The sequence below is a fragment of the Streptomyces sp. NPDC101132 genome, from assembly GCF_044759225.1.
In the GTDB taxonomy this organism is placed as follows: Bacteria; Actinomycetota; Actinomycetes; order Streptomycetales; family Streptomycetaceae; genus Streptomyces.
Genome location: NZ_JBIVYX010000006.1, coordinates 206,180 through 227,213, shown reverse-complemented (window position 1 = coordinate 227,213; position 21,034 = coordinate 206,180). Strand labels below are relative to the sequence as shown.

The 21,034-nt window shown below is 73.2% G+C and carries 19 protein-coding genes; 15 read left to right on the top strand and 4 right to left on the bottom strand.

Going from position 1 to position 21,034, the window contains the following annotated elements; all coding sequences use genetic code 11:
* Window positions 1-12 precede the first annotated feature (12 nt).
* On the top strand, window positions 13-1,317 hold the full coding sequence (locus ACIQUR_RS16305) for a transaldolase family protein (protein ID WP_403664462.1): 1,305 nt from the start codon (window positions 13-15) through the stop codon (window positions 1,315-1,317).
* On the opposite strand, the gene ACIQUR_RS16300 is transcribed toward ACIQUR_RS16305, so the two are convergent.
* The gene (locus ACIQUR_RS16300; protein ID WP_403664460.1) at window positions 1,229-2,011 is read right to left on the bottom strand and encodes a 50S ribosomal protein L11 methyltransferase; all 783 of its coding nucleotides are present in this window, start codon (window positions 2,009-2,011) and stop codon (window positions 1,229-1,231) included. The genes ACIQUR_RS16305 and ACIQUR_RS16300 overlap by 89 nt on opposite strands.
* 259 nt (window positions 2,012-2,270) lie before the next feature.
* Between ACIQUR_RS16300 and ACIQUR_RS16295 the strand changes: the two genes are divergently transcribed.
* Complete coding sequence (locus tag ACIQUR_RS16295) at window positions 2,271-4,190, top strand: helix-turn-helix domain-containing protein (protein ID WP_403664458.1); 1,920 nt, start codon at window positions 2,271-2,273, stop codon at window positions 4,188-4,190.
* 577 nt (window positions 4,191-4,767) lie between these two features.
* Here ACIQUR_RS16295 and ACIQUR_RS16290 read toward each other — a convergent pair.
* The gene (locus ACIQUR_RS16290; protein ID WP_403664456.1) at window positions 4,768-6,135 is read right to left on the bottom strand and encodes an IS701 family transposase; all 1,368 of its coding nucleotides are present in this window, start codon (window positions 6,133-6,135) and stop codon (window positions 4,768-4,770) included.
* Window positions 6,136-6,355: 220 nt separating this feature from the next.
* On the opposite strand from ACIQUR_RS16290, the gene ACIQUR_RS16285 reads away from it, so the two are divergent.
* From ACIQUR_RS16285 to ddaH, 12 genes are all read left to right on the top strand, one after another.
* A complete protein-coding gene (locus tag ACIQUR_RS16285) occupies window positions 6,356-7,306 on the top strand; it encodes an arylamine N-acetyltransferase (RefSeq protein ID WP_403664454.1) in 951 nt (316 codons plus the stop codon).
* A 114-nt stretch (window positions 7,307-7,420) separates the two neighbouring features.
* Window positions 7,421-8,245, top strand: coding sequence for an indole-3-glycerol-phosphate synthase (locus tag ACIQUR_RS16280; protein WP_403664452.1), 825 nt, complete (start codon window positions 7,421-7,423; stop codon window positions 8,243-8,245).
* Window positions 8,246-8,325: 80 nt separating this feature from the next.
* Window positions 8,326-8,739 (top strand): DUF3151 domain-containing protein, encoded by a 414-nt coding sequence (locus tag ACIQUR_RS16275; RefSeq protein ID WP_403664450.1) that lies wholly within the window; start codon window positions 8,326-8,328, stop codon window positions 8,737-8,739.
* Between the two features lie 177 nt (window positions 8,740-8,916).
* Window positions 8,917-9,762, top strand: a complete 846-nt coding sequence (locus ACIQUR_RS16270) for a tryptophan 2,3-dioxygenase (protein ID WP_403664448.1) — start codon at window positions 8,917-8,919, stop codon at window positions 9,760-9,762.
* Window positions 9,755-11,008: a kynureninase gene (gene kynU, locus ACIQUR_RS16265; RefSeq protein WP_403664446.1), complete on the top strand. Its 1,254-nt coding sequence runs from the start codon at window positions 9,755-9,757 to the stop codon at window positions 11,006-11,008. Before ACIQUR_RS16270 ends, kynU begins: the two co-directional genes overlap by 8 nt.
* Window positions 11,009-11,218: 210 nt before the next feature.
* Window positions 11,219-12,091 carry an alpha/beta hydrolase gene (locus tag ACIQUR_RS16260; RefSeq protein WP_403664444.1) on the top strand — a complete coding sequence of 291 codons (873 nt, stop codon included), beginning with the start codon at window positions 11,219-11,221 and terminating at the stop codon, window positions 12,089-12,091.
* A gap of 132 nt (window positions 12,092-12,223) precedes the next feature.
* Window positions 12,224-12,628, top strand: a complete 405-nt coding sequence (locus tag ACIQUR_RS16255; protein ID WP_403664442.1) for a RidA family protein — start codon at window positions 12,224-12,226, stop codon at window positions 12,626-12,628.
* 276 nt (window positions 12,629-12,904) lie between these two features.
* Window positions 12,905-13,567, top strand: coding sequence for a 2OG-Fe dioxygenase family protein (locus ACIQUR_RS16250; protein WP_403664441.1), 663 nt, complete (start codon window positions 12,905-12,907; stop codon window positions 13,565-13,567).
* A 167-nt stretch (window positions 13,568-13,734) separates the two neighbouring features.
* Window positions 13,735-14,637, top strand: coding sequence for a drug/metabolite exporter YedA (gene yedA / locus ACIQUR_RS16245; protein ID WP_403664439.1), 903 nt, complete (start codon window positions 13,735-13,737; stop codon window positions 14,635-14,637).
* Window positions 14,638-14,694: 57 nt separating this feature from the next.
* Window positions 14,695-15,288, top strand: a complete 594-nt coding sequence (locus ACIQUR_RS16240; RefSeq protein ID WP_403664437.1) for a formyltransferase family protein — start codon at window positions 14,695-14,697, stop codon at window positions 15,286-15,288.
* Between the two features lie 22 nt (window positions 15,289-15,310).
* Window positions 15,311-16,504, top strand: a complete 1,194-nt coding sequence (locus ACIQUR_RS16235; protein WP_403664435.1) for an argininosuccinate synthase — start codon at window positions 15,311-15,313, stop codon at window positions 16,502-16,504.
* A 3-nt stretch (window positions 16,505-16,507) separates the two neighbouring features.
* Window positions 16,508-17,320 carry a dimethylargininase gene (gene ddaH, locus ACIQUR_RS16230; RefSeq protein WP_403664433.1) on the top strand — a complete coding sequence of 271 codons (813 nt, stop codon included), beginning with the start codon at window positions 16,508-16,510 and terminating at the stop codon, window positions 17,318-17,320.
* Between the two features lie 68 nt (window positions 17,321-17,388).
* On the opposite strand, the gene ACIQUR_RS16225 is transcribed toward ddaH, so the two are convergent.
* On the bottom strand, window positions 17,389-18,672 hold the full coding sequence (locus tag ACIQUR_RS16225) for an adenylosuccinate synthase (RefSeq protein WP_399947128.1): 1,284 nt from the start codon (window positions 18,670-18,672) through the stop codon (window positions 17,389-17,391).
* A 163-nt stretch (window positions 18,673-18,835) separates the two neighbouring features.
* Here ACIQUR_RS16225 and ACIQUR_RS16220 point away from each other — a divergent pair, with 163 nt between their 5' ends.
* A complete protein-coding gene (locus ACIQUR_RS16220; RefSeq protein WP_403664430.1) occupies window positions 18,836-19,663 on the top strand; it encodes a diacylglycerol kinase in 828 nt (275 codons plus the stop codon).
* 57 nt (window positions 19,664-19,720) lie between these two features.
* Here the strand turns inward: ACIQUR_RS16220 and ACIQUR_RS16215 are convergent, their stop codons facing one another.
* Window positions 19,721-20,938: a cytochrome P450 gene (locus tag ACIQUR_RS16215; protein ID WP_403664429.1), complete on the bottom strand. Its 1,218-nt coding sequence runs from the start codon at window positions 20,936-20,938 to the stop codon at window positions 19,721-19,723.
* Window positions 20,939-21,034: the final 96 nt, after the last annotated feature.

The window sequence follows — 21,034 nt, the reverse complement described above, 5'->3', positions numbered from 1 at the left end:
GGGAGCGGCCCCATGACCTGCGCCGACCTGTCCGAAACCCCGGACGTGCTGCGGCAGCTCGCCGACGAGGGGGTCACCCCCTGGCTGGAGGGCATCGGCCGGGCCGGACTGGACGGCGGCCAGCTCCGGCGGCTGGCCGGACGCACCGGCGTCCAGGGGCTGCTCTGCGACCTGGGCACGCTCGTCCAGGGCCTGCGCGAGACCGGCGCGTACGCGGCGCAGCTCGCCGAACTCGCCGCGCGGGGCATCCCCGCCCGCACCGCGCTGGAGGAACTGCTCGTCCACGACGCCCGGCGCGCGTGCGACGCGCTGCTGCCCCTGTACCGCGCCAGCGACGGCGCCCAGGGCCTGGTCGCCGTCCCCCTCGCGCCGTGGCACGGCGGTGTCGACGGCACCGTTGAGGCGGCCCACCGCACGGTGCTCGCGGTGGACCGCCCCAACGTTGTCGTCGTCCTGCCGGCCACGGAGGAGGGCCTCGCGGCCTCCGAACGCTGCCTCGGCGCCGGCCTCGGCGTGCACGCGGGCCCCGTCTTCGGCCCCGACGGCTACACCGCGCTCGTCCAGGCCTGGTTCTCCGGCCTCGAACGCGCCCGGGACCGCGGCCTCGACCTGCGCGCCATCGCCTCCTTCGCCTCGGTCCGCGTCCAAGACCTCGGCGCCACCGCCGTCGGCCTCGCCCGGCTGCTGTACGAGTGTTACGAGGCCGCCCTCGGCGCACCCCGCTGGCACGACCTGGTACGGGCCGGCGCCCGCCCGCAGCGCCTGATGTGGACCGGCCTCGGGGACGGCGGCGCCGTCGAGCGCCTGGTCGGCTGGGGGACCGGCATGGCCCTCTCCCTGCCCGCGCTGGCCCGGGTCGCCCGCAGCACGCGGCTGCGCGGCGACACCCTCAGCGGTACGGGCCCCAGGATCGGCCGCCTGCCGTCGCGCGGCGGCATCGCGCCGGCCACCGCGGCCGCCCTCGCGGCCGCGCACACCCGGGCCGTCCTCGCCCTCTGGTCCCGCGCGGTACGGCTGGTGACCCGCGAACTGGCGGCGGGGGACCCCGTACCTCCGGCGGACGCGCGGGGCACCGTACGGCCTGGGGCCGGGCAGGACCCCGTACGGCCTGGCGCCGGGCAGGACCCCGTACGCCGTGGCGCCGGGCAGGACCCCGTACGGCGTGGTGCCGCGCAGGACCCCGGACCGCCGGGTGCCGCAGCGGGACCCGTACCGCCCGCGGCGCACCTCAGAGGTGGCCCGGCCCCCGCAGCGGGACCGTGCGGCGCGGCACCGGCTTCGGCAGCGGCATCGGCACCACCGCCTCGGCCACGGTGATCTCGAACAGCATGTGCTCCACCGTCTCCGCCCCCTCCTTGATCCGGCGGCTGCGCAGCACGCGCAGCTCCCGCCCGCAGGAGTCCGCCATGTTCCACAGCCCCGGCACGTCGCCCCGGTCGCTGAAGTGCAGCAGCGCCGAGCCGCCCGGCTCCGTCCACAGCGGGGCCTCGCGCAGGTAGCGCAGGTGCGCGGCGTAGCCCGGGTCCACGTAGGCCCGCTCGTGCACGTGCCGGTACGTGTAGTCCGCCGGGGCCAGCACGAAGTTGGAGTGCCAGTAGACGGTGGAGAACCGCTCGCCCGGCGTCAGGCCCTCGAAGAGGTCGCCCTGCACCGCCCGCAGCCGGTCCGACACGCCGTGCCGCTCCGCGTTCAGCGCGGTGTTCCGCACCGCCTGGGGGCTGATGTCCGAGCCCACGACCCGCTCGCAGCCCGCCAGGGCCGCGGAGACGGCGATCACGCCCGTACCGCTGCCGATCTCCAGGAAGGAGCCGGCACGCGGCACCTCCAGGTCGTCGTCGAAGCCGAGCAGCTTCATCGCCACGTCCGTGGAACGCGAGTGGGATGGCGCGAACACGTCGGGCAGCAGGTCCCATTCACGCCCCCGCAGGTCGAACGTGCCGGGCCGGTCCCCGCTCGCGCGCGACAGCCTGCTGCGCTCCAGCGAGCGGCGGTAGTCGCTGATGTGTGACATGGCGTCCCCCCAGTTACGGAGCCTTGTGCGGACAGCTGTGGACAGGCAGGGGGGAGCACCCCCCGGTGCCTGTGACCGCCACACTCCCCGCCCCGAGAGGCGCGCGGGAAGGTGACCCGGTGACACATATCCGCCCCCCGGTGGTGGTCCGGCCACCGCTCGACTCGCTGGTCAGGAGCCCGCTTGACCCGTGGATCACAGGAACCTAGGTTCAATCACCGTGGCTTGATTCCGCTGACGGGGAGGGAGGGGAATCGCCATGGCCGACGACGAATCCGCGGGGGGCGGTGCGCTCGCCGTGCTCGAACTGCTGGCCCAGGAGGCGCCGGGGGGCCGGTTCGACGACCTGCTGCACGAGGCCCGCCGGTCCGGCGCGGCCCCGGGGGAGCTGGAGGAGCTGTCCCGGGCCGTCGAACTGGCCCGGTCCGTACGCGACAGCGCCGGCCGGCGCAGACAGCGGGAGGCCGCGCTGGCCGCGCTCGTCGACACCGCGCACGACCTGACGTCCCCCTACGACATCGACGGGCTGCTGCGGGTCATCACCCGGCGCGCACGCAGGCTGCTCGACTTCGACATGGCGTACGTGAGCTTCAACCGGCCGGACGGGTCGGCGTACGTGCGCACCTCCGAGGGCGAGACCACCGCCCTCAACGTGGGGCTCGAACTGGGCGACGGGCAGGGCCTCGGCAGCCTCGCGCAGGCCCGCAAGGCGCCCGTGTGGAGCGCCGACTACCTGGCCGACGACACCATCCCGCACGCGCCCGGCATCGACGAGGTGGTGCGGGCCGAGGGCCTGCACGCGATCATCGCGGTGCCGCTGCGGCACGGGGACACCACGCTGGGCGCGCTGTACGGCGCCGAGCGGAAGGTGCGGCACTTCACCCCGGACGAGATCGGGGTGCTGCTCTCGCTGGCCGACCTGGCCGCGGTGGCGATCGAGAAGGCGCGGCTGCTGGAGCAGACCCGCGACGAGGTGACCGAGCTGGAACGCTTCGGCTCGCGCACCAACACCGCGCTCACCAGGGTCCGTTACCTCTGGGAGTGCCACGCCCGGATGGCCGGCCTGGTGCTCGACGGGGCCGGCCTGGGCACCCTGGCCCGGGCCATCGCGGACGCGCTGGACGGCGTCCTGGAGGTACGGGACCCCGGCGGCCGGCAGCTCACCGTGACCGGCGTGTTCCCGCCGGGCTGCCTGGCCGAGGAAACGATCACTCGGGCGGTGCTCCAGGCGCAGACCGACCGGCGGCCGGTCGCGGCCGACGGGGGCGCGTGGGTGGCGCCGGTCCTGGCGGGCGCGGAGGACCTCGGCGTGCTGGTGCTCAGCCCGTCGGCGCCGCTCACCGACGAGGACGTACGGCTGCTCCAGCTCGCGGGCCAGTCGGTGGCCTCCCTGATGCTGATCCAGCGTGGCACGGCGGCCGCCGAGGGCCCCGTGCACGACGAGCTGCTCCAGGACCTGCTGGACCGCCCGCAGGGCTCCGACCTGCACCTGCGCGAGCGCACCCGGCGGCTGGGGATCGACCTCGACACCCCGCACGTGATCGTGGTGGCCCGGCCGGAGGGCGGGGAGCTGGGCAAGGCGGTGGCGTGGGCGTCCTCGTACGCGTACCGGATGTCGGGCCTGAAGAGCGTGCGCCGCGGCTGCATCGTGCTGATGCTGCCCGGCACCGACGCCTCGGCCGCCGGCCACCAGGTCTCCGCGGAGCTGTCGCCGCTGCTGGGCCACCCCGTCTCGACGGGTGCGGCGGGGCCGGCGGAGGGCGCGTCCTCGATGGCGGGGGTGTACGAGGAGGCCGTCCGCTGCCTGGACGCGCTGACGGCGCTGGACGGTGTGGGCGGCACGGCCTCGCTGCGCGAACTCGGCTTCCTGGGGCTGCTGTTGTCGGCCGACCACGACGTGGACGCCTTCATCGGGCGGACGATCGGGCCGGTCCTGGAGTACGACGCGGGCCGCTTCACGGAGCTGACGCGGACGCTGGACGCGTACTTCGACTCGGGCGGCAGCCCGACGCACGCGGCCGAGGCGCTGCACGTGCACCCGAACACCGTGTCGCGGCGTCTGGAGCGGATCGCGGAGCTGCTGGGGCCGGAATGGCAGAAGCCGGCGGCGGCCCTGGAGATCCAGATGGCCCTCCGCCTCCGCAAAGCCCGCACGTCCCTCCGGCGCCGCGTCCCGTAGCCCGGTCCGCTTCCCGTGCCGGGTGCGGGCCCCGTGCCGGGTGCGGTCCGTTGCCGGGGGCGCGGTTCCCGTACCGGTCCCGTGCGGGGTGCGGCGCCGTTACCGGGTGCCGGTCCCGTGCCGGGTGCGGGCCCCGTGCGGGGTGCGGTCCGTTGCCGGGTGCCGGTCCCGTGCCGGGTGCCGGTCCCGTGCTGGGTGCGGTCCGTTGCCGGGTGCGGGCCGTTGCCGCTGCGCGGAGCCGGTTCCCCACCCCGCCCCTTCCCGAAACTGGGGGCGCTGCCCCCAGACCCCCGCGCCTCAAACGCCGGCGAGGCTGGCAGTAGCCCCCGCAGGCATATCCAGCCCCTCCGGCGATTGAGGAGCGGGGGTACGGGGGCGGAGCCCCCGACGGGGTCCGGGCGGAGCCCGGGGAACGGAGGAAGGGCGGGTAGGGGACCTGGCCCCGCAGGGCAACGCACCCGCACCCGGCACGGCACCCGCACCCGGCACGACACCGGCACCGGCACCGGGCAACGCACCCGGCACGGGACCGGCACCCGGCACGGGACCGGCGCCCGGCACGGGACCGGTACCGGGCCTAGGCCAGGGCCGCCCGCGCGTACGCCGGCACCGCCAGCCGCCCGGCACCGGCCGAACCGGCACCACCCCAGCCGGCACCGGCCGAACCGGCAGCACCCCAGCCGGCGCCGGCCGAACCGGCACCGGCCGAGCCCGCGCCGGCGGAAAGGCACCGCGCCGCATGCGCCACCGACGCCATCGTCACGTGCCGGTGCCACCCCGGAAGGGACCGCCCGGCGAAATCCCGCAGCCCGACCTCCTGCACGCTCTGCGTCGAGGCCACCGCCACCCGCCGCGCCTGCTTCGTCAGCCGCAGCAACGGCGCCGCGGGCATCCGCACCAGGTCCGTCACCCACAGCTGCGACGGCAGCCGCCGCGGGTCCGTCCACTCGCCCAGCAGCAGCAGGTGCCGCCGTCGCGCCGGGGACGGGTCCGGCATCATCACCCGCACCGCGGCCACCAGCGAGTTCCGCCGCATCCCCGGGTGCACCGGGTCCGGCCACTCCACCGGCGCCCGCAGCCCCTTCACGGACTGCAGGATGTCCCGCGCGGCCAGCGTCCCCGCACCGTGACCCGGCAGCGCCGGATCCGTCACCAGCAGCCGGGTGGACGGGCTGATCCGCGCGATCACCGGCAGCCGCGCCTCGGCGAAACGGTTCATCGTCGACCGCGTGCCGATGTCCCGGATGTCCATGATCACCGGCCGCGGCGGCATCCCGCACTGCCGGACCGTGTCCAGCACACCGGTGGTCGCGCACTCCTCGTACGACTCGCCGGGCACCGGACCCGAGCCGGGCACCGGCCCCGGCACCGACGCCCCGTCACCGGCGGCGGCCTGGGCCTCGTACGCCGCCGCCTCGCCCTCTTCCCCCTGCTCCGGCAGGAAGAGCCGCCACCCGACCGGCGTGATCACGTCGGCCGAGGTGAACCAGATGCCGAAGGCCTGCTGGCCCCGGAACATCTGTCCCTGGTGCGGGTCGAAGCGGTGCCCCACCCCCACCGAGTGGTCCCCGCCCTTCGGGATGGCCATCGGCTGCGCCACCCACGCCGTCAGCGGCGTGGAGGACTCCAGGTAGCGGGAGAGCGCCGTACGGATCGGCTGCCAGTCCCAGGTCGAGCTGGAGATGAAGTGGTGCAGGCTCTGCTCGGCGGCCGGGCCGCCGATCTGGGCCGCGATGTTGCGGATCGACTTGCGGCCGCGCGTGGCCAGCAGCCCCCGTACGTACTGCCGCCCCTTCTCACGCTGGTCCCGGCGCCGCAGCGAGGTGAAGACCGTGGAGCACAGGTCCTCGGTCACCTCGGCGACGTGGTCCCGGTGGAGCCGGGCCGGGCCTCGCCCCGCCTGCGCCCCCACGACGGACAGTTCCTTCCTGACAACGGTGTTCACGCCATGCCCCCTCTGGCTGAGTCGGTTGCCTTCCCACCGTCGTTCCGGGGGCGGTCCCGCGGGGAGGTGCGCCGGGCACCTGGCTCGGGCGCCGGGTGGTGGGGGGCCCACCACCCCCGTCACGGGAGGGGGCCCCGAGGTGACGTACGGGAGGCGGGAGGTGACGTTGTCGCTACGGGCCGTGAGGCGGATGGTGGCCGGACGTGCACGATGGGGCGCCATGACCGCCGCCCCGCTCTCGCCGCCCGCCCCGTTCACCGCGCCCGCCGCCTCCTGGGACGGCCGGCGCCTCGACCTCGACGCGTACCTCCGCCGGATCGGGTACGACGGTGACCTGGCCCCCACCCTCGCCGTGCTGCGGGCCCTGTCGCGGGCGCACGTCACCTCCGTCCCGTTCGAGACCGTGGACATCGCGCTCGGCCGGACCCTCTCCCTCGACCTGGCCGACCTCCAGGACAAGCTGGTCCGCCGCCGCCGGGGCGGCTACTGCCACGAGCACGCCCTGCTCTTCGCCGCCGCCCTGGAGCGGATCGGTTTCGGCGTCACCGGGCTCTGCTCGCGCGTGCGCGCCGGCGCCGCCGGCGTCCGGCCCGCCACCCACGCGCTGCTGCGGGTCGAGACCGCCGAGACCGCCGGCACCGGGCGGGCCTGGATCTGCGACCCCGGCTTCGGGCGCAGCCCGCTGGAGCCGCTGGAGCTGGCCGACGGCGCCACGAGCACCGACGGCTGGGGCTTCCGGCTGCGCCGCGAGTCGACCGCGCTGGGCCGGGGGGTGTACGCGCTCCGGGCGCGCGGCCCGGAGGGGTGGTTCGACCTGCACGCCTTCACCACGGACGAGCGCCACCCGTCGGACTGGCTCGTCGCCAGCCACTTCATGTCGACGCACCGGCGCTCCCCGTTCGCCGTACGGCTGGTCGCCCAGCGGATGACCCCCGACCGGCACCTCTTCCTCGACAGCACCGTCCTGACCACCGTCACGCCGGACGGCACCGCGACCGAACGGCGCTTCGCGCCGGCCGAGGTGCCGGACCTGCTGGAGGAGGTGTTCGGGCTGGAACTCCCCTACGCGGACCGGGCGCAGCTCGTCAGCCGGGCCACGATCGCCCTGCCGGGCGAGGCGCCGTACCGGGACCGCCTGCCGGCACCCCCGGCGGCCCTCCCGCGCACCTGACCCGGGTCCCTGACGGTCTGGCACCAGAGCCGGGCTCCGGCACTCCGGCCGGGATCTGACACACCGGGCGGCCGTTGATTGTGCCCCGGCCGCCCCGGCCCGGACCATCGGCCTGTGAATCGAAGCGGAACCCCTCGTACCGACAGCACGCGCTCCCACTCCCCCCTGGCCACACTGATGGAAGGGGTACGGGCCGACGTCGTGGTCCGCCAGCTGGCGGTGCCCTTCAGCGATCTGCGGGAGCGGGTCTCGACGGCCTGCCGGCCGGTCGACGCCGGCGCCGTCCTGCGCGGGCCCGACGGGGTACGGGTGATCGGCGAGGTCAAGCGCGCCGACCCGGCCCGGGGCCCGCTGGCCGACGTGCCCGACCCGGGCGCGCTGGCCGCCGCGTACGTGGCGGGCGGCGCGGCGGCGGTGAGCGTGGTGACCGAGCAGCGCAGGCACCGCGGCGCGCAGGGGGACTTCGACGCCGTACGGGCCGCGGTGGACGTGCCCGTCATGCTGCGGGACTTCGTGGTGACGGAGTACCAGGTCTGGGAGGCCCGGGCGCGCCGGGCCGACCTGCTGCCGCTGATGGCGGCCGCCCTGCCGGGCCGGAAGCTCGAACGCTTCCTCCACCTGGCCGAGGACATCGGCCTCACCCCGGTCGTGGAGGCGCACACGGAGGAACAGGTGACCCGCGCCCTGGCCGCGGACGCCCGGATCATCGCGATCGACGCCCGCGACCCGCACACCCTGGCCCTGGACCCGGACGCCTTCGCCAAGCTCTCCGCGCCGGTCCCGCCCCACGTCATCCGCATCGCCCAGTCGGGCATCACCACCCCGGCCGACGCGGCCGCCCTGAGGGAGGCCGGCGCCGACACCCTCCTCGTGGGCGCGGCCCTGATCACCTCGCCGGCCCCGGCCACCCTCCTGAGCGCCCTGACCTCCACCCCCTGACCGCCGCCGCCGGGCCCACGCCGTGCCCCGCGGGGCCCCCGCGGCGCGGAGGAGCGGGGGGTACGCGGCACACTGGGCACATGGCAACCCACCAGAACCTCCTCGGGGGCCCCGCCCCCACCCACCTGCCCGACGACCCCGAGCCCCGCGAGCTGCTGGCCGCCGGGACGGAGCCGGCCGAGGTGGCCGCGAAGTACCCCGCCTCCTCCCTGGCCTGGGCCCGTCTCGCGGACGACGCCTTCGAGGGCGGCCGCGCGGTCGAGTCGTACGCCTACGCCCGTACCGGATACCACCGCGGTCTCGACGCCCTGCGCCGGGCCGGCTGGAAGGGACACGGCCCGGTGCCGTGGGAGCACGAGCCGAACCGCGGCTTCCTGCGTGCCCTGCACGCCCTCGCCCGCGCCGCGCAGGCGATCGGTGAGCAGGAGGAGTACGAGCGCTGCTCCACCTTCCTGCGCGACTCCTCGGAGACCGCGGCCGAGACCCTCGGCTGAGCCCCCGCGGGGCGGAGGGCTGCTTTCCGGTTGGGCTCGAGCGCGGCCGGAAAGTGGCCCATATCACCCCGGGACGGGCCGGGGGATGCGGCTTATGATGCCCGCAGGGGACCGGGGCTCCACAGCCACCAGGAAGGAGCGGACCGCTACCCGGAAGTTCGTGTCGAGGAGACAGCGATGTCGCACCCCCTTGATGCCTCCGGAGCCGGTTCGGACACCCCGAACCTCGACTTCGCCGGCACCACCCCCTACGAGGACTACGTCCAGGCGGACGTGCTCACCCACCTCCAGCACCCCCTCTCGGACGATCCGGGAGAGATGGTCTTCCTGGTCACCACCCAGGTCATGGAGCTGTGGTTCACGGTCATCGTCCACGAGTGGGAGACCGCCGCGCGGGCCCTCCGCGAGGACGACCTCGGCGTCGCCATGGACGCCCTGGCCCGCTCCTGCCGCGAGCTGGAGGCCCTGAACGCCTCCTGGCGGCCCCTGATCAACCTCACCCCCGCGCAGTTCAACGCCTACCGCAGCGCCCTCGGCGAGGGATCCGGCTTCCAGTCCGCGATGTACCGCCGCATGGAGTTCCTGCTCGGCGAGAAGTCCGCCTCCATGCTTGTCCCGCACCGCGGCGCCCCGCGCGTGCACGCCGAGCTGGAGAAGGCGCTGCACGAGCCCAGCCTGTACGACGAGGTGCTGCGGCTGCTCGCGCGCCGCGGCCTCGGGGTGCCGTCGGCGGTGCTGGACCGCGACCTGTCCCAGAAGTACGAGCCCTCGCCCGAGGTCGAGGCGGTCTGGGCCGGCATCTACTCGGCCGACGACCAGCACGGCGAGCTGGTCCGGCTCGGCGAGGCGCTGACGGACGTCGGCGAGCTGGTCTGGCGCTGGCGCAACGACCACCTGGTCGCCACCCGCCGCGCGATGGGCGCGAAGGTCGGCACCGGCGGCTCCGCGGGCGTGGCCTGGCTGGAGAAGCGCGCCGGCAAGAACGTCTTCCCCGAGCTGTGGACGGCACGCAGCCATGTCTGAGCCGACCACGAACCCGCACCCCGACCTGTCCATACGCGCCGCCGAACTCGACGCCGCGGACGAGCTCTTCAAGCTCCGCGAGCGCTTCGCCCTCCCCGAGGGCGTGGTCTACCTCGACGGCAACTCCCTCGGCGCGCTGCCCGCCGCCGTGCCCGGCCGCGTCGCGGACGTGGTCGCGCGCGAGTGGGGCGAGCTGCTGATCCGCTCCTGGGACGAGAGCGGCTGGTGGACCGCCCCCGAGCGGATCGGCGACCTGATCGCCCCGCTGGTGGGCGCGGCCCCCGGCCGGATCGTGGTGGGCGACTCCACGAGCGTGAACCTCTTCAAGGCGCTGGTGGGCGCGGCCCGGCTGGTCGCGGCGCGCGGCGCGGCAGAGGCGGGGGGCGGGTCCGGCGGTGAGCCCCGTACGGAGCTGATCGTCGACGCCACCACCTTCCCGACCGACGGCTACATCGCCGCCTCGGCGGCCCGGATGACCGGGCTGACCGTGGTCCCGGTGGAGCCGGCGGAGCTGTTGGCCGCGCTGGGTCCGCGTACCGCCGTGGTGCTCATGAACCACGTGGACTACCGCTCCGGGCGCCTCCACGACCTGCCGGGTCTGACCGCCGCGGTCCGCGCGGCCGGCGCGCTGGCCGTCTGGGACCTGTGCCACTCGGCGGGCGCGCTGCCCGTGGGGCTGGACGCGCACGGCGTGGACCTCGCGGTGGGCTGTACGTACAAGTACCTCAACGGCGGCCCGGGTTCGCCCGCGTACCTGTACATCGCGGAACGGCACCAGGCGGCCTTCGACTCCCCGCTGCCGGGCTGGAACTCGCACGCCGAGCCCTTCGCGATGAGCCTCGGGTACGTGCCCGCGGACGGCGCGCTGCGCGGCCGCGTCGGCACCCCGGACATCCTGTCGATGCTGTCGCTCGAGGCGGCCCTCGGCGTGTGGGACGGGGTGGACGTCGAGGCGGTGCGCGCCAAGTCGCTGGCCCTGACGGACTTCTTCCTGGAGTGCGTCGAGGCGTACGTGCCGGCCGGCCGCGTCGAGTCGGTCACCCCGGCCGCCCACGCCGAGCGGGGCAGTCAGGTGGCGCTGCGGACGGACGACGCGGCCGCGGTGATGAAGGAGCTGATCGCGCGCGGCGTGATCGGCGACTTCCGCCACCCGGACGTGCTGCGGTTCGGCTTCACGCCGCTGTACGTGGGCTTCGCCGACGCGGAGCGCGCCGCGCGGACGCTGGCCGGGATCCTCTCGGCCTGACCGTCCCCCGCCCGGGTCACGTTTCCGGGTGATCATCGCCGTCCCGGGCGGCACCGGGGGCGAAACGACACTGCTCCGCTGCGCGGGCGGGACCCCGGTCCCGCCCGCGCAGCGCCCCGCGCCCCGGCCGGAAGCAGACGCTCCGGTGGATGCTGATACGGTCCCGCTGCCCGGACCGACGGGTCCCCTGTCCCAGAGAGGCTGAGCCACGTGACGGACCCCGCAGTGGAACGGGACGCCGCCGAGGAGGCGTCGGCCTTCTCGCACCCGCCCGTGGCCCCCGACGCGACGGCCCCGTACGGTCCGCACCCGGACCAGGTGGTCGACTTCTACGCGCCGCGGGACGGCGGGGAGCGGGCACCGCTGGTGGTGGTGCTGCACGGTGGCGCGTGGCGGGCCCCGTACGACCGCGAGCACATCACGCCGCTGGCCGGCTTCCTGGCCCGGCAGGGTTTCGCGGTGGCCAACGTGGAGTACCGGCGCGGGAGTTCCGTACCCCACCAGGGCGGCTCCGGTCCGGTGGCGGGCCGCTGGCCGGAGACCTTCGACGACGTGGCGGCGGCGATGGACGCGCTGCCCGGGCTGGCCGCGGCCGCGCTGCCGGGGGCCGACGTACGGCGGACGGTGGTGACCGGGCACTCGGCCGGCGGGCAGCTGGCGCTCTGGGCGGCGGCACGGCACGTACTGCCGGCCGGCTCGCCGTGGCGGCTGGCGGAGCCGCCGCCGCTGCGCGGGGTGGTGGCGCTGGCGCCGATCGCGGACTTCCGGCTCTCCGAGGAACTCGCGGTCTGCGGCGGGGCGTGTGCGCAACTCCTCGGCGGGCAGGATCGGTTCGAGGAGCGGCTGCGTTACGCCGACCCGGCCGCGCTGCTGCCGACGGGCATCGCCACGACGGTGGTCCACGGCCGGGAGGACATCGTCGTGCCGTGCCGGGTGGCCGAGTCGTACGTGGCGGCCGCCGCGAAGGCCGGTGAAACGGTGGGCCTGACGGTGCTCGACGGGGTCGGGCACTTCCCGCTCATCGACCCGGCCGCGGACGCCTGCGCGGTGGTGTCCGAGGAGATCGCCCAACTCGCCTGGTAAAGCGCGTAACGGGGACGTTAACGAGCCAGGGTGAAGGCCGGGTTACGAAGTCGGACATGTCCGTCACTTGATCGGGGTAAGCGCGAGCGCTGCTGTCCGGATTGGTTCGTACCTCCTGCCAGGATCCGTCACATGAGCGAGATCACCCTTGCGGAGACCCGTACCCACAACCCCGACCGCGGCGTGTACCCGGCGAGCGGCGACTACGTCCACGCCATGGAGGTCGTGAACCCGCAGCGGCTGTTGTTCGTCGCGGGGACGATGGGCCTGGACGAGAGCGGCGCGGCGGGCGCGACGCTGGAGGAGCAGCTGGACCTGATCTGGTCGAACCTGCGGACCATCCTCGGATCGGCCGGCATGAGCGTCGACAACATCGTGCGACTGACCAGCTACCTGCGCGACGCGTCGTATGCGGGCGCGAACGCCAAGGCCCGGACGGCGGCGCTCGGCGGACGCCCCGTGCCCACGACCGCGATCGTGGCGCAGACCCTCTCCGAGTCCTGGATGGTCGAGATCGAAGTGATCGCGGCCGCCTGACCCGGGGCGATCCGGCTGACCAAAATTGCTCCAACTGTGCTAAAAAACAGGCCAGTTCTCATCGAGAACTGCTTGAGTGTGATTGGGGTCACATTTCAATGGCTTGCCTTGAGTGACCCCGATCACCTCCGTCACAGTCGTTCCCGGGTGCGTCTCCTTACAAGGCTCACAAGGCACCCGAAAGGGCGTGCACGGCACATGGCAGTTGCAAGCAGCACGAAGCAGATATCCGACGACCTCGCAGGACAGGGCTACTCCTTAGTCCGCGGGGCCGAGATGCGCGCGGCACTGACGAGCACCGCCTACGAGGCGGAGCTGGCCGCGGAGTGGGACCGTCTCGGCCCTGACAACTACCTGAAGAACAACGCGCGGTTCCGGGAGCGCCGCTACGGCCGCTTCCTCTACATCCCGCGCGAGCGGAACTTCCGCCTCCTCGCCCACCAGCCGTACTTCCAGTCGGAGACGGCCAACCGCTACGCCGGCGGCATCCACCGCGTGGTCGAGCCCGTCACCGAGGCGGCCGTCAAGAACCCGCTGATGCGCGAGCTGGTCGAGTTCGACTTCGACCACTTCCCCGTCGAGGACGAACGCCTCGACCACCCCTGGCTGGTGGCCTGTCACCAGTTCAGGATCATCGCCCGGCCGGAGGAGATCGGCGAACCGACCCCCGAGGGCGTGCACCGCGACGAGATCGACTTCGGTGCGATCCACCTGATGTCCCGCACGAACGCCGACGGCGGCATCTCCAGCGTCTACGACAACGACGAGCGGCTGACCGCGCAGTTCCAGCTCCAGGGCCCGATGGACACGATGTTCTGGGCGGACCGCAAGGTCCTGCACTCCGTCAGCCCGATCACGGTCGTCGACCACTCCGCTCCCGCCGTGCGCGACATCCTCATCCTCGGCTACACCTGTTCGCCGGGCTTCGAGGAGCAGTAGCCCCACGGCCGGCCGGAGCGCGACCGCCGGCCAGGCGTTGCCGGACCGCCGGCCCCACACACCCCCGCGCCCGCATTCGTGCCCGCGCTCGCCGTACGCGTCCCCGCGGACGCGTTCTCCGTGTTTCCCGCGTGTTCCCCGTCCCCCTGTGAGAAGGCGAGTCATTCGTGACGGCCATTGACACCCCCCAGACCAAGACCGGGCTGGCACCGCTCGCGATCGTCGCGGTGATCATCACGTACATCGTGTGGGGCTCCACCTACCTGGCGATCGACTACACGCTCGCCACCATGCCGCCCTACGTCATGACGGGCACCCGCTTCCTGCTCGCCGGGCTCCTGCTGCTGCCCTTCCTGTACCTGCGGAAGCACCAGCTCCCGACCCTGAAGCAGTGGGTGAACTGTGCCGTCATCGGCGCCCTGATGCAGGGCGGCTGCGTCGCCAGCATCGCGGTGGCGCAGAAGTCCATCACCAGCGGCCTGGCCGCGGTCGGCATCGCGACCGTGCCGATCTGGACCGCCCTCATGGCGGGCCTCTACACCAAGAAGTGGCCCAACCGCTTCGAGATCGTCGGCATCTCCTGCGGCTTCCTCGGCGTGATCCTGATCAACCTCGAAGGCGGCATCTCCGGCGCCACCAAGGGCGCGGTCATCATCAGCATCGCCGCGCTCTGCTGGTCCCTGGGCTCGGTGATGAGCCAGCACGTGGACATCCCCGAGGGCCCGATGGCCTACGCCGCCGAGATGCTGGCCGGCGGCACCCTGGTCACCCTCGTCGGCCTGATCGGCGGCGAGCGCATCACCGAGATGCCCGACTCCAGCGCGGTCTGGTCGTGGCTCTACCTCATCGTGGGCGGCTCCCTGCTCGCCTACACCGCGTACATGTACCTGCTCAAGACGGTCCGCACGGCGATCGCCACCAGCTACACGCTGGTCACGCCCGTGATCGCGGTCTTCCTCGGGTACTGGCTGCTGTCGGAGGACATCACCCCCGTCACCGCCGCCGCCGTCGTCGCGGTGCTCTGCGGCGTGGCCTTCATCTTCAAGGGCCGTTCCGTGCAGTCGGAGTAGCCGACGGCACTCGTGTTCGTACCACGAAAACGACAAGAGAGAAGAAGAGGCTCCACCATGTCGAACGACTCCGTCTTATTCATCGGCGACAACTCGCGCTGGAGCGAACTCGCCTCCGCCTACCTCACCTCCCTCTTCCCCCATACCGACACCGTGCTGTGGGACCACGGCGGTAAACGCCCGGCCTTCGTCGACTCCTGGCAGGGCGACCGGATCTTCTGCTTCAAGGCGGACCTGATCCTCACCCCGGAGAACCTGGCCAGTGCGAAGAAGTCCGCGATCAACTTCCACCCCGCGATCCCGACGTACCGCGGCATCGGCGGCTACGACTGGGTGATCAACGACGGCGGCACCGAGTTCGGCGCCACCGCCCACCACATCAACGCGAAGATCGACGCCGGCCCGATCATCAAGGTGGTCCGCTTCCCGATCAACGCGGCCGAGGAGACCGCGGAGGGGCTCAGCGAGCGCACCGCCGCGTACTGCCTCACCCTCTTCTACGAGATCGTCGGCCTCATCCACGACGGCGCCGACCTGCCCCTCTCGCCAGAGGTCTGGGGACCCCGGCTCTACACCCGGGCCATGCTCACCCGCTTCCGCGCCGGAGAGGGTGCGCCCTTCGCGCACGAGCTCTCCGCCGTCGGTTCCTGACCCGGTCGCAGAGAGGGTGCCAATGAAGATCGTTCTGGCGTATTCGGGCGGACTCGACACCTCCCTCGCCCTGGGCTGGCTGCGGCAGCACTACGACGCCGAGGTGATCGCGTTCTGCGCGGACATCGGCCAGTTCGAGGACCTGTCGGACGTCGCCGACCGCGCGAAGCGCAACGGCGCGTCCGGGGTGTACGTCGACGACCTCCGGCAGCAGTTCCTGGAGGAGTACGCCTTCCGGGCCCTGAAGGCGGACGCCGTCTTCGAGGGCAAGTACTACATGGCCGCCTCCCTCAGCCGCCCGCTCATCGCGCAGCGGCTGGTGGAGATCGCCGAGGCGGAGGGCGCCGACGCCGTGGCGCACGGTGCCACCGGCAAGGGCAACGACCAGGTCCGCTTCTACGCGGGCATCTCGGCGCTCAACCCGGACCTGCGGATCATCTCCCCGGTGATGGAGTGGGACCTGACCACCCGCGGCCGGCAGATCGCGTTCGCCGAGGAGCACGGCCTGTCCATCCCGGCCTTCAAGACCAGCCCCTACAGCCGGGACACCAACATCTGGGGCACGAGCGTCGAGTGCGGTCCGCTCGACGACATCTCGGCCGCGCCGCCCGAGGAGGTCTACAAGATCACCGCGGCGGCGGAGGCGGCCCCCGAGGAGCCGGCCACCGTCACGATCGGCTTCGAGCGCGGCGTACCGGTCGCGCTCGACGGCGTCCGGCTCGGCCCCGTCGAGCTGGTCTCCCGGCTCAACGAGCTGGGCGGCGCGCACGGCGTCGGCCGGATCGACATCATGGAGAACCGGCTGGTCGGCTTCAAGGTCCGCGGGGTGTACGAGGCCCCGGCCGCGGCCATCCTGTACGAGGCCCACCGCGAGCTGGAGAACCTGGTCCTGGAGTCGGACCTGTTCCACTACAAGGAGCTCGTCTCGCGCAAGTACGCCGAACTGGTATACGAGGCCAAGTGGTTCGGCGGGCTGCGGCAGAGCCTGGACGCCTTCTTCGAGCACGTGCAGGAGCGGGTCTCGGGCGAGGTGTCCGTCCGCCTCTACAAGGGTTCCGTCACCGTTCAGACCCGCCACTCCGGCCATTCGCTGTACCGGCTGAGCATCGCCTCGTACGAGTCCGAGGCCGAGTTCGACCACGGCGCCGGTACGGGCTTCTCCTACATCTGGTCCCTGCCCGGCCGGATATCCGCAATGCAGCGAAAGGACCAGTAAGGCATGACCCGCCAGGCAACCGTCCGCCATCTGCTGATGTGCCGACCGCACCACTTCGACGTCCGCTACTCCATCAACCCGTGGATGGAGCCGGAGGACGGCGCGGACAACCCCCTCGCGGTCCGCCAGTGGGTCCAGCTGCGCGAGCTCTACAAGGAACTGGGACACAAGGTCGAGGAGATCGACCCGGTGGAGGGCCTGCCCGACATGGTGTTCGCCGCGAACGGCGCCACCGTCGTCGGCGGCAAGGTGCTCGGCGCGCGCTTCCGTTATCCCGAGCGCGCCGCCGAGGGCCCCGCCTACCTCTCCTGGTTCCGCGAGCAGGGCTGGGCCGACCTCCTCGACCCCGAGTACGTGAACGAGGGCGAGGGCGACTACCTGCTGGTGGGCGACCGGCTGCTGGCCGGTACGGGCTTCCGTACCGACCCGCGCTCGCACGCCGAGGCCGAGGCCTTCCTCGGCGTCCCGGTCACCCCGCTGCACCTGGTCAACCCGCGCTTCTACCACCTGGACACCGCGCTCGCGGTGCTCAGCGACACCGAGGTCATGTACTACCCGGCGGCCTTCTCGCCGGAGAGCCGCGAGGTGCTGGAGCGGCTCTACCCGGACGCGCTGCTCGCCACCGACGGGGACGCGGAGGTCTTCGGGCTGAACGCCTTCTCCGACGGGCTCAACGTGGTGCTGCCGAAGGCCGCGGAACGGCTGGCCGCCGAGCTGGCCGCCCGCGGGTTCAACCCCGTCGGGGTGGACCTGTCCGAGCTCCTCAAGGCGGGCGGCAGCGTCAAGTGCTGCACGCAGGAGCTGCGCGACAGCTGAGTCCGCGGCGCCCGGAACGCGAGGAGCCCCCCACCGCGCCGCGGTGGGGGGCTCCTCGGGTGCGTGCCCTAGATGAACGAGTTGATCTCGATCGTCTCGGTGCGGCCGGGGCCGACGCCGATCGCGGAGATCGGGGCGCCCGACATCTCCTCCAGGGCCTTCACGTACGCCTGCGCGTTCTTCGGCAGGTCGGCGAAGGTCTTGGCCTTGGTGATGTCCTCGGACCAGCCCGGCAGGTACTCGTAGACCGGCTTGGCGTGGTGGAAGTCCGTCTGCGAGTACGGCAGCTCCTCGACGCGCTTGCCGTCGATCTCGTACGCGACGCAGACCGGGATCTGCTCCCAGCCGGTCAGCACGTCCAGCTTGGTGAGGAAGAAGTCGGTGAGGCCGTTGACGCGGGTGGCGTAGCGGGCGATCACCGCGTCGAACCAGCCGCAGCGGCGGTCACGGCCGGTGGTGACGCCGCGCTCGCCGCCGATGCGGCGCAGGTCCTCGCCGTCCTGGTCGAAGAGCTCGGTCGGGAACGGACCGGCGCCGACGCGGGTGGTGTAGGCCTTGAGGATGCCGATCACGCGGGTGATCTTCGTCGGGCCGACGCCCGTGCCGGTGCAGGCGCCGCCGGCGGTCGGGTTCGACGAGGTGACGAAGGGGTACGTGCCGTGGTCGACGTCGAGCAGGGTGCCCTGGCCGCCCTCGAACAGCACGACCTTGTCCTCGTCGAGCGCGTTGTTGAGGATCAGGGTGGTGTCGGCCACGAAGGGCTTGATCTGCTCCGCGTACTGGAGCATCTCCTCCACGATCGCGCCGGCCTCGATCGCGCGGCGGTTGTAGAGCTTGGCGAGCAGCTGGTTCTTGTTCTCCAGCGCCGCCTCGACCTTCTGGATGAGGATCGACTCGTCGTAGAGGTCCTGGACCCGGATGCCCACGCGGTTGATCTTGTCCGCGTAGGTGGGGCCGATGCCGCGGCCGGTGGTGCCGATCTTGCGCTTGCCGAGGAAGCGCTCGCCCACCTTGTCGAGGGTGACGTTGTAGGGCGTGATGAGGTGCGCGTTGCCGCTGATCAGCAGCTTCGACGTGTCGACGCCGCGCTCGTTGAGGCCCTTGAGCTCGGAGAGCAGCACGGCCGGGTCGACGACGACGCCGTTGCCGATGACCGGGGTGCACTCAGGGGTGAGGATGCCGGACGGGAGGAGGTGCAGGGCGTACTTCTGGTCGCCCACGACTACCGTGTGGCCGGCGTTGTTGCCGCCCTGGTAGCGGACGACGTAGTCGACGGAACCACCGAGGAGGTCGGTGGCCTTTCCCTTGCCCTCGTCACCCCACTGGGCTCCGAGCAGCACAAGAGCGGGCACAGGCGTACACCTCTTCCGGATGGGGCATGTCCAAGGTCAGGGGGCGTACGACGATGTACACCGCAGGCTGAGCCGTCGGACCGGTGCCCCGGAATAGACGAAGCCCCTGGCGCAATAGCGCAAGGGGCTCTTGCACAAAGATGCTACCCGAGGAAGGACCGAGGTGTCGGCTCCAGAGCCCACCATGAGCCACGCGGGCGCGGCGGAGGCCGGCCTGCTCGTGCTCGTCGACCCGGTCGCCCGCCGCCTGGACGGCGAGTCCGTGCGGATCGCGAAGGACGTGCTGAGTGCCGGTGCGGAGGCCAAGATCTGCCTCCCCGAGGGGCCGGAGGAGTTCGCGCGGGCACTGGCCCGGCGGGGCCATCGGCGGCCGGTGATCGTGGGGGACGACCGGGCTCTGGCCCGTGCCGTGTCGCTGCTGCACCGGGAGCGGGAGCTGCGCGAGGGCGCCGTCTCGCTGGTGCCGGTGGGGCCGTCCGGCTCGCTGGCGGTGGCCCGGTCGCTGGGGGTGCCGACGAGCGCGGTGCTGGCGGCCAGGGCGGCGCTGGACGGGGTGGTGGAGCGGCTCGACCTGCTGGTCGACGACAGCGACGGGGTGGTGCTGGGGGGCCTGCGGATCCCGGCGGTGGGCGCGGCGCCGCCGCCGGCGCCCTCGGTGTGGAGCGCCTGCCGGTCGCTGGTGCGGACCCTGGTGCGGCCGCCGGTCGGCGGGCAGGCGGGGGCGCGGCTGCGGGTGGAGGCGGACGGCGTGCTGCTCAGCGACGTGGACCAGCCGGTGCGGGACGTGTCGGTGGCCTCGGCGGGCGGGCTGGCGGAGGTCACCGTACGGACCGGGCTGTCGCGGGACCCGGTGACGGCGCGGGCCCGCACCGTGACCGTCTCGGGGGCGGACTTCCGCTACCGCGCCGACCACCGCGTCACCGGTCCGGTGCGGCGGCGTACGTGGACCCTCCGGCCGGGCGCGTGGGGGCTGACGCTGCCGCGGGGGTAGGGGGCACGGGTACGGGCGCGGGCGGACACCGGCGCGGGCGGCGGTGGCGGCCGGGCGTCAGAACTCGACCCGCAGCTCCTTCAGGCCCCGGATCACATAGCCCTCCTGCCACTGCGGCTCGGCGGCGAGCCGCAGCGGCGGCACGCCGTCCGCGAGCAGCGCGCCGAAGGAGGCGGACAGCTCCAGCCGCGCCAGCGGCGCGCCCAGGCAGTAGTGGATGCCGGCGCCGAAGGTGATGTGCGGGTTGTCGGTGCGTACGAGGTCCAGCTCGTCCGGACGGGCGAACCGGGCCGGGTCGCGGTTGGCCGAGCCGAACAGCAGGGCCACCTCGGAGCCGCGCGGGATCTTCACGTCCCCGACCTCGATGTCGTCCAGCACCCAGCGCTCGAACATCTGGAGCGGGGTGTCGAAGCGCATCAGCTCCTCCACAGCTGTGGACAGCACCCCGGCCGGGTCGGCGCGCAGGGCGGCCAGCTGCTGGGGGTGCCGGAACAGGGTCCACCAGCCGTTGCCCGTGGTGTTGACCGTCGCCTCGTGGCCGGCGTTGAGCAGCAGCACGCAGGTGGACACCATCTCCTGCTCGCTCAGCCGCCCCTCCTCGTCGTGCGCGGCGATCAGCGCCGAGATCAGATCGGTGTCCGGCTCCCGCCGGCGCTCCTCGATCAGCTCCCGCAGGTAGAGGTCGAACTCCCGGCAGGCCCGCACCGCCGCCCGGGCGGTCTCCTCGGACGGGTTGAGCTCGTACATCCCGCAGATCGCCGCCGACCAGGGGCGCAGCAGGTGCCGGTCGCCCTCGGGCACCCCGAGCAGCTCGGCGATCACCGCCACCGGCAGCGGCTCCGCGACCCGGGCGATCAGGTCCCCGCCGCCGTCCGCGAGCAGCCCCTCGACCAGCTCGCCCGCCAGCTGCCGGACGGTCGGCGCCAGCCGCTCCACCATCCGGGGCGTGAACGCCTTGGCCACCAGCCGCCGGACCCGCGCGTGGTGAGGGTCCTCCAGGTCGAGCAGCCCGTTGCCGTTCATCACGTGGAAGGGCTCGTGCGCGGCCGGCGGGGGAGTGCGCCCGAACTCCTCGTGCGTGAACCGGTGCAGGTACGTGCGGCCCAGCCGCCGGTCCCGCAGCAGCGCGCTCACGTCGTCGTAGTGCGGGATCAGCCACTGTCCTGTGGGCTCGTAGAACACGGCCCGCCCCGCGCGCCGCAGCCGGGCGTACGCGGGATAGGGATCGGCGACGAACCCGGCCGACCACGGATCGAAAACAGCGCCCTCGTCCATGACCCGACGCTACCGCCTGGCGGACGTACTTCTTGAGTTCCTCCGTCTCGAACTCGATCCCCACCGGTGCCGGCAGCACGACCAGGTCGCCGAACG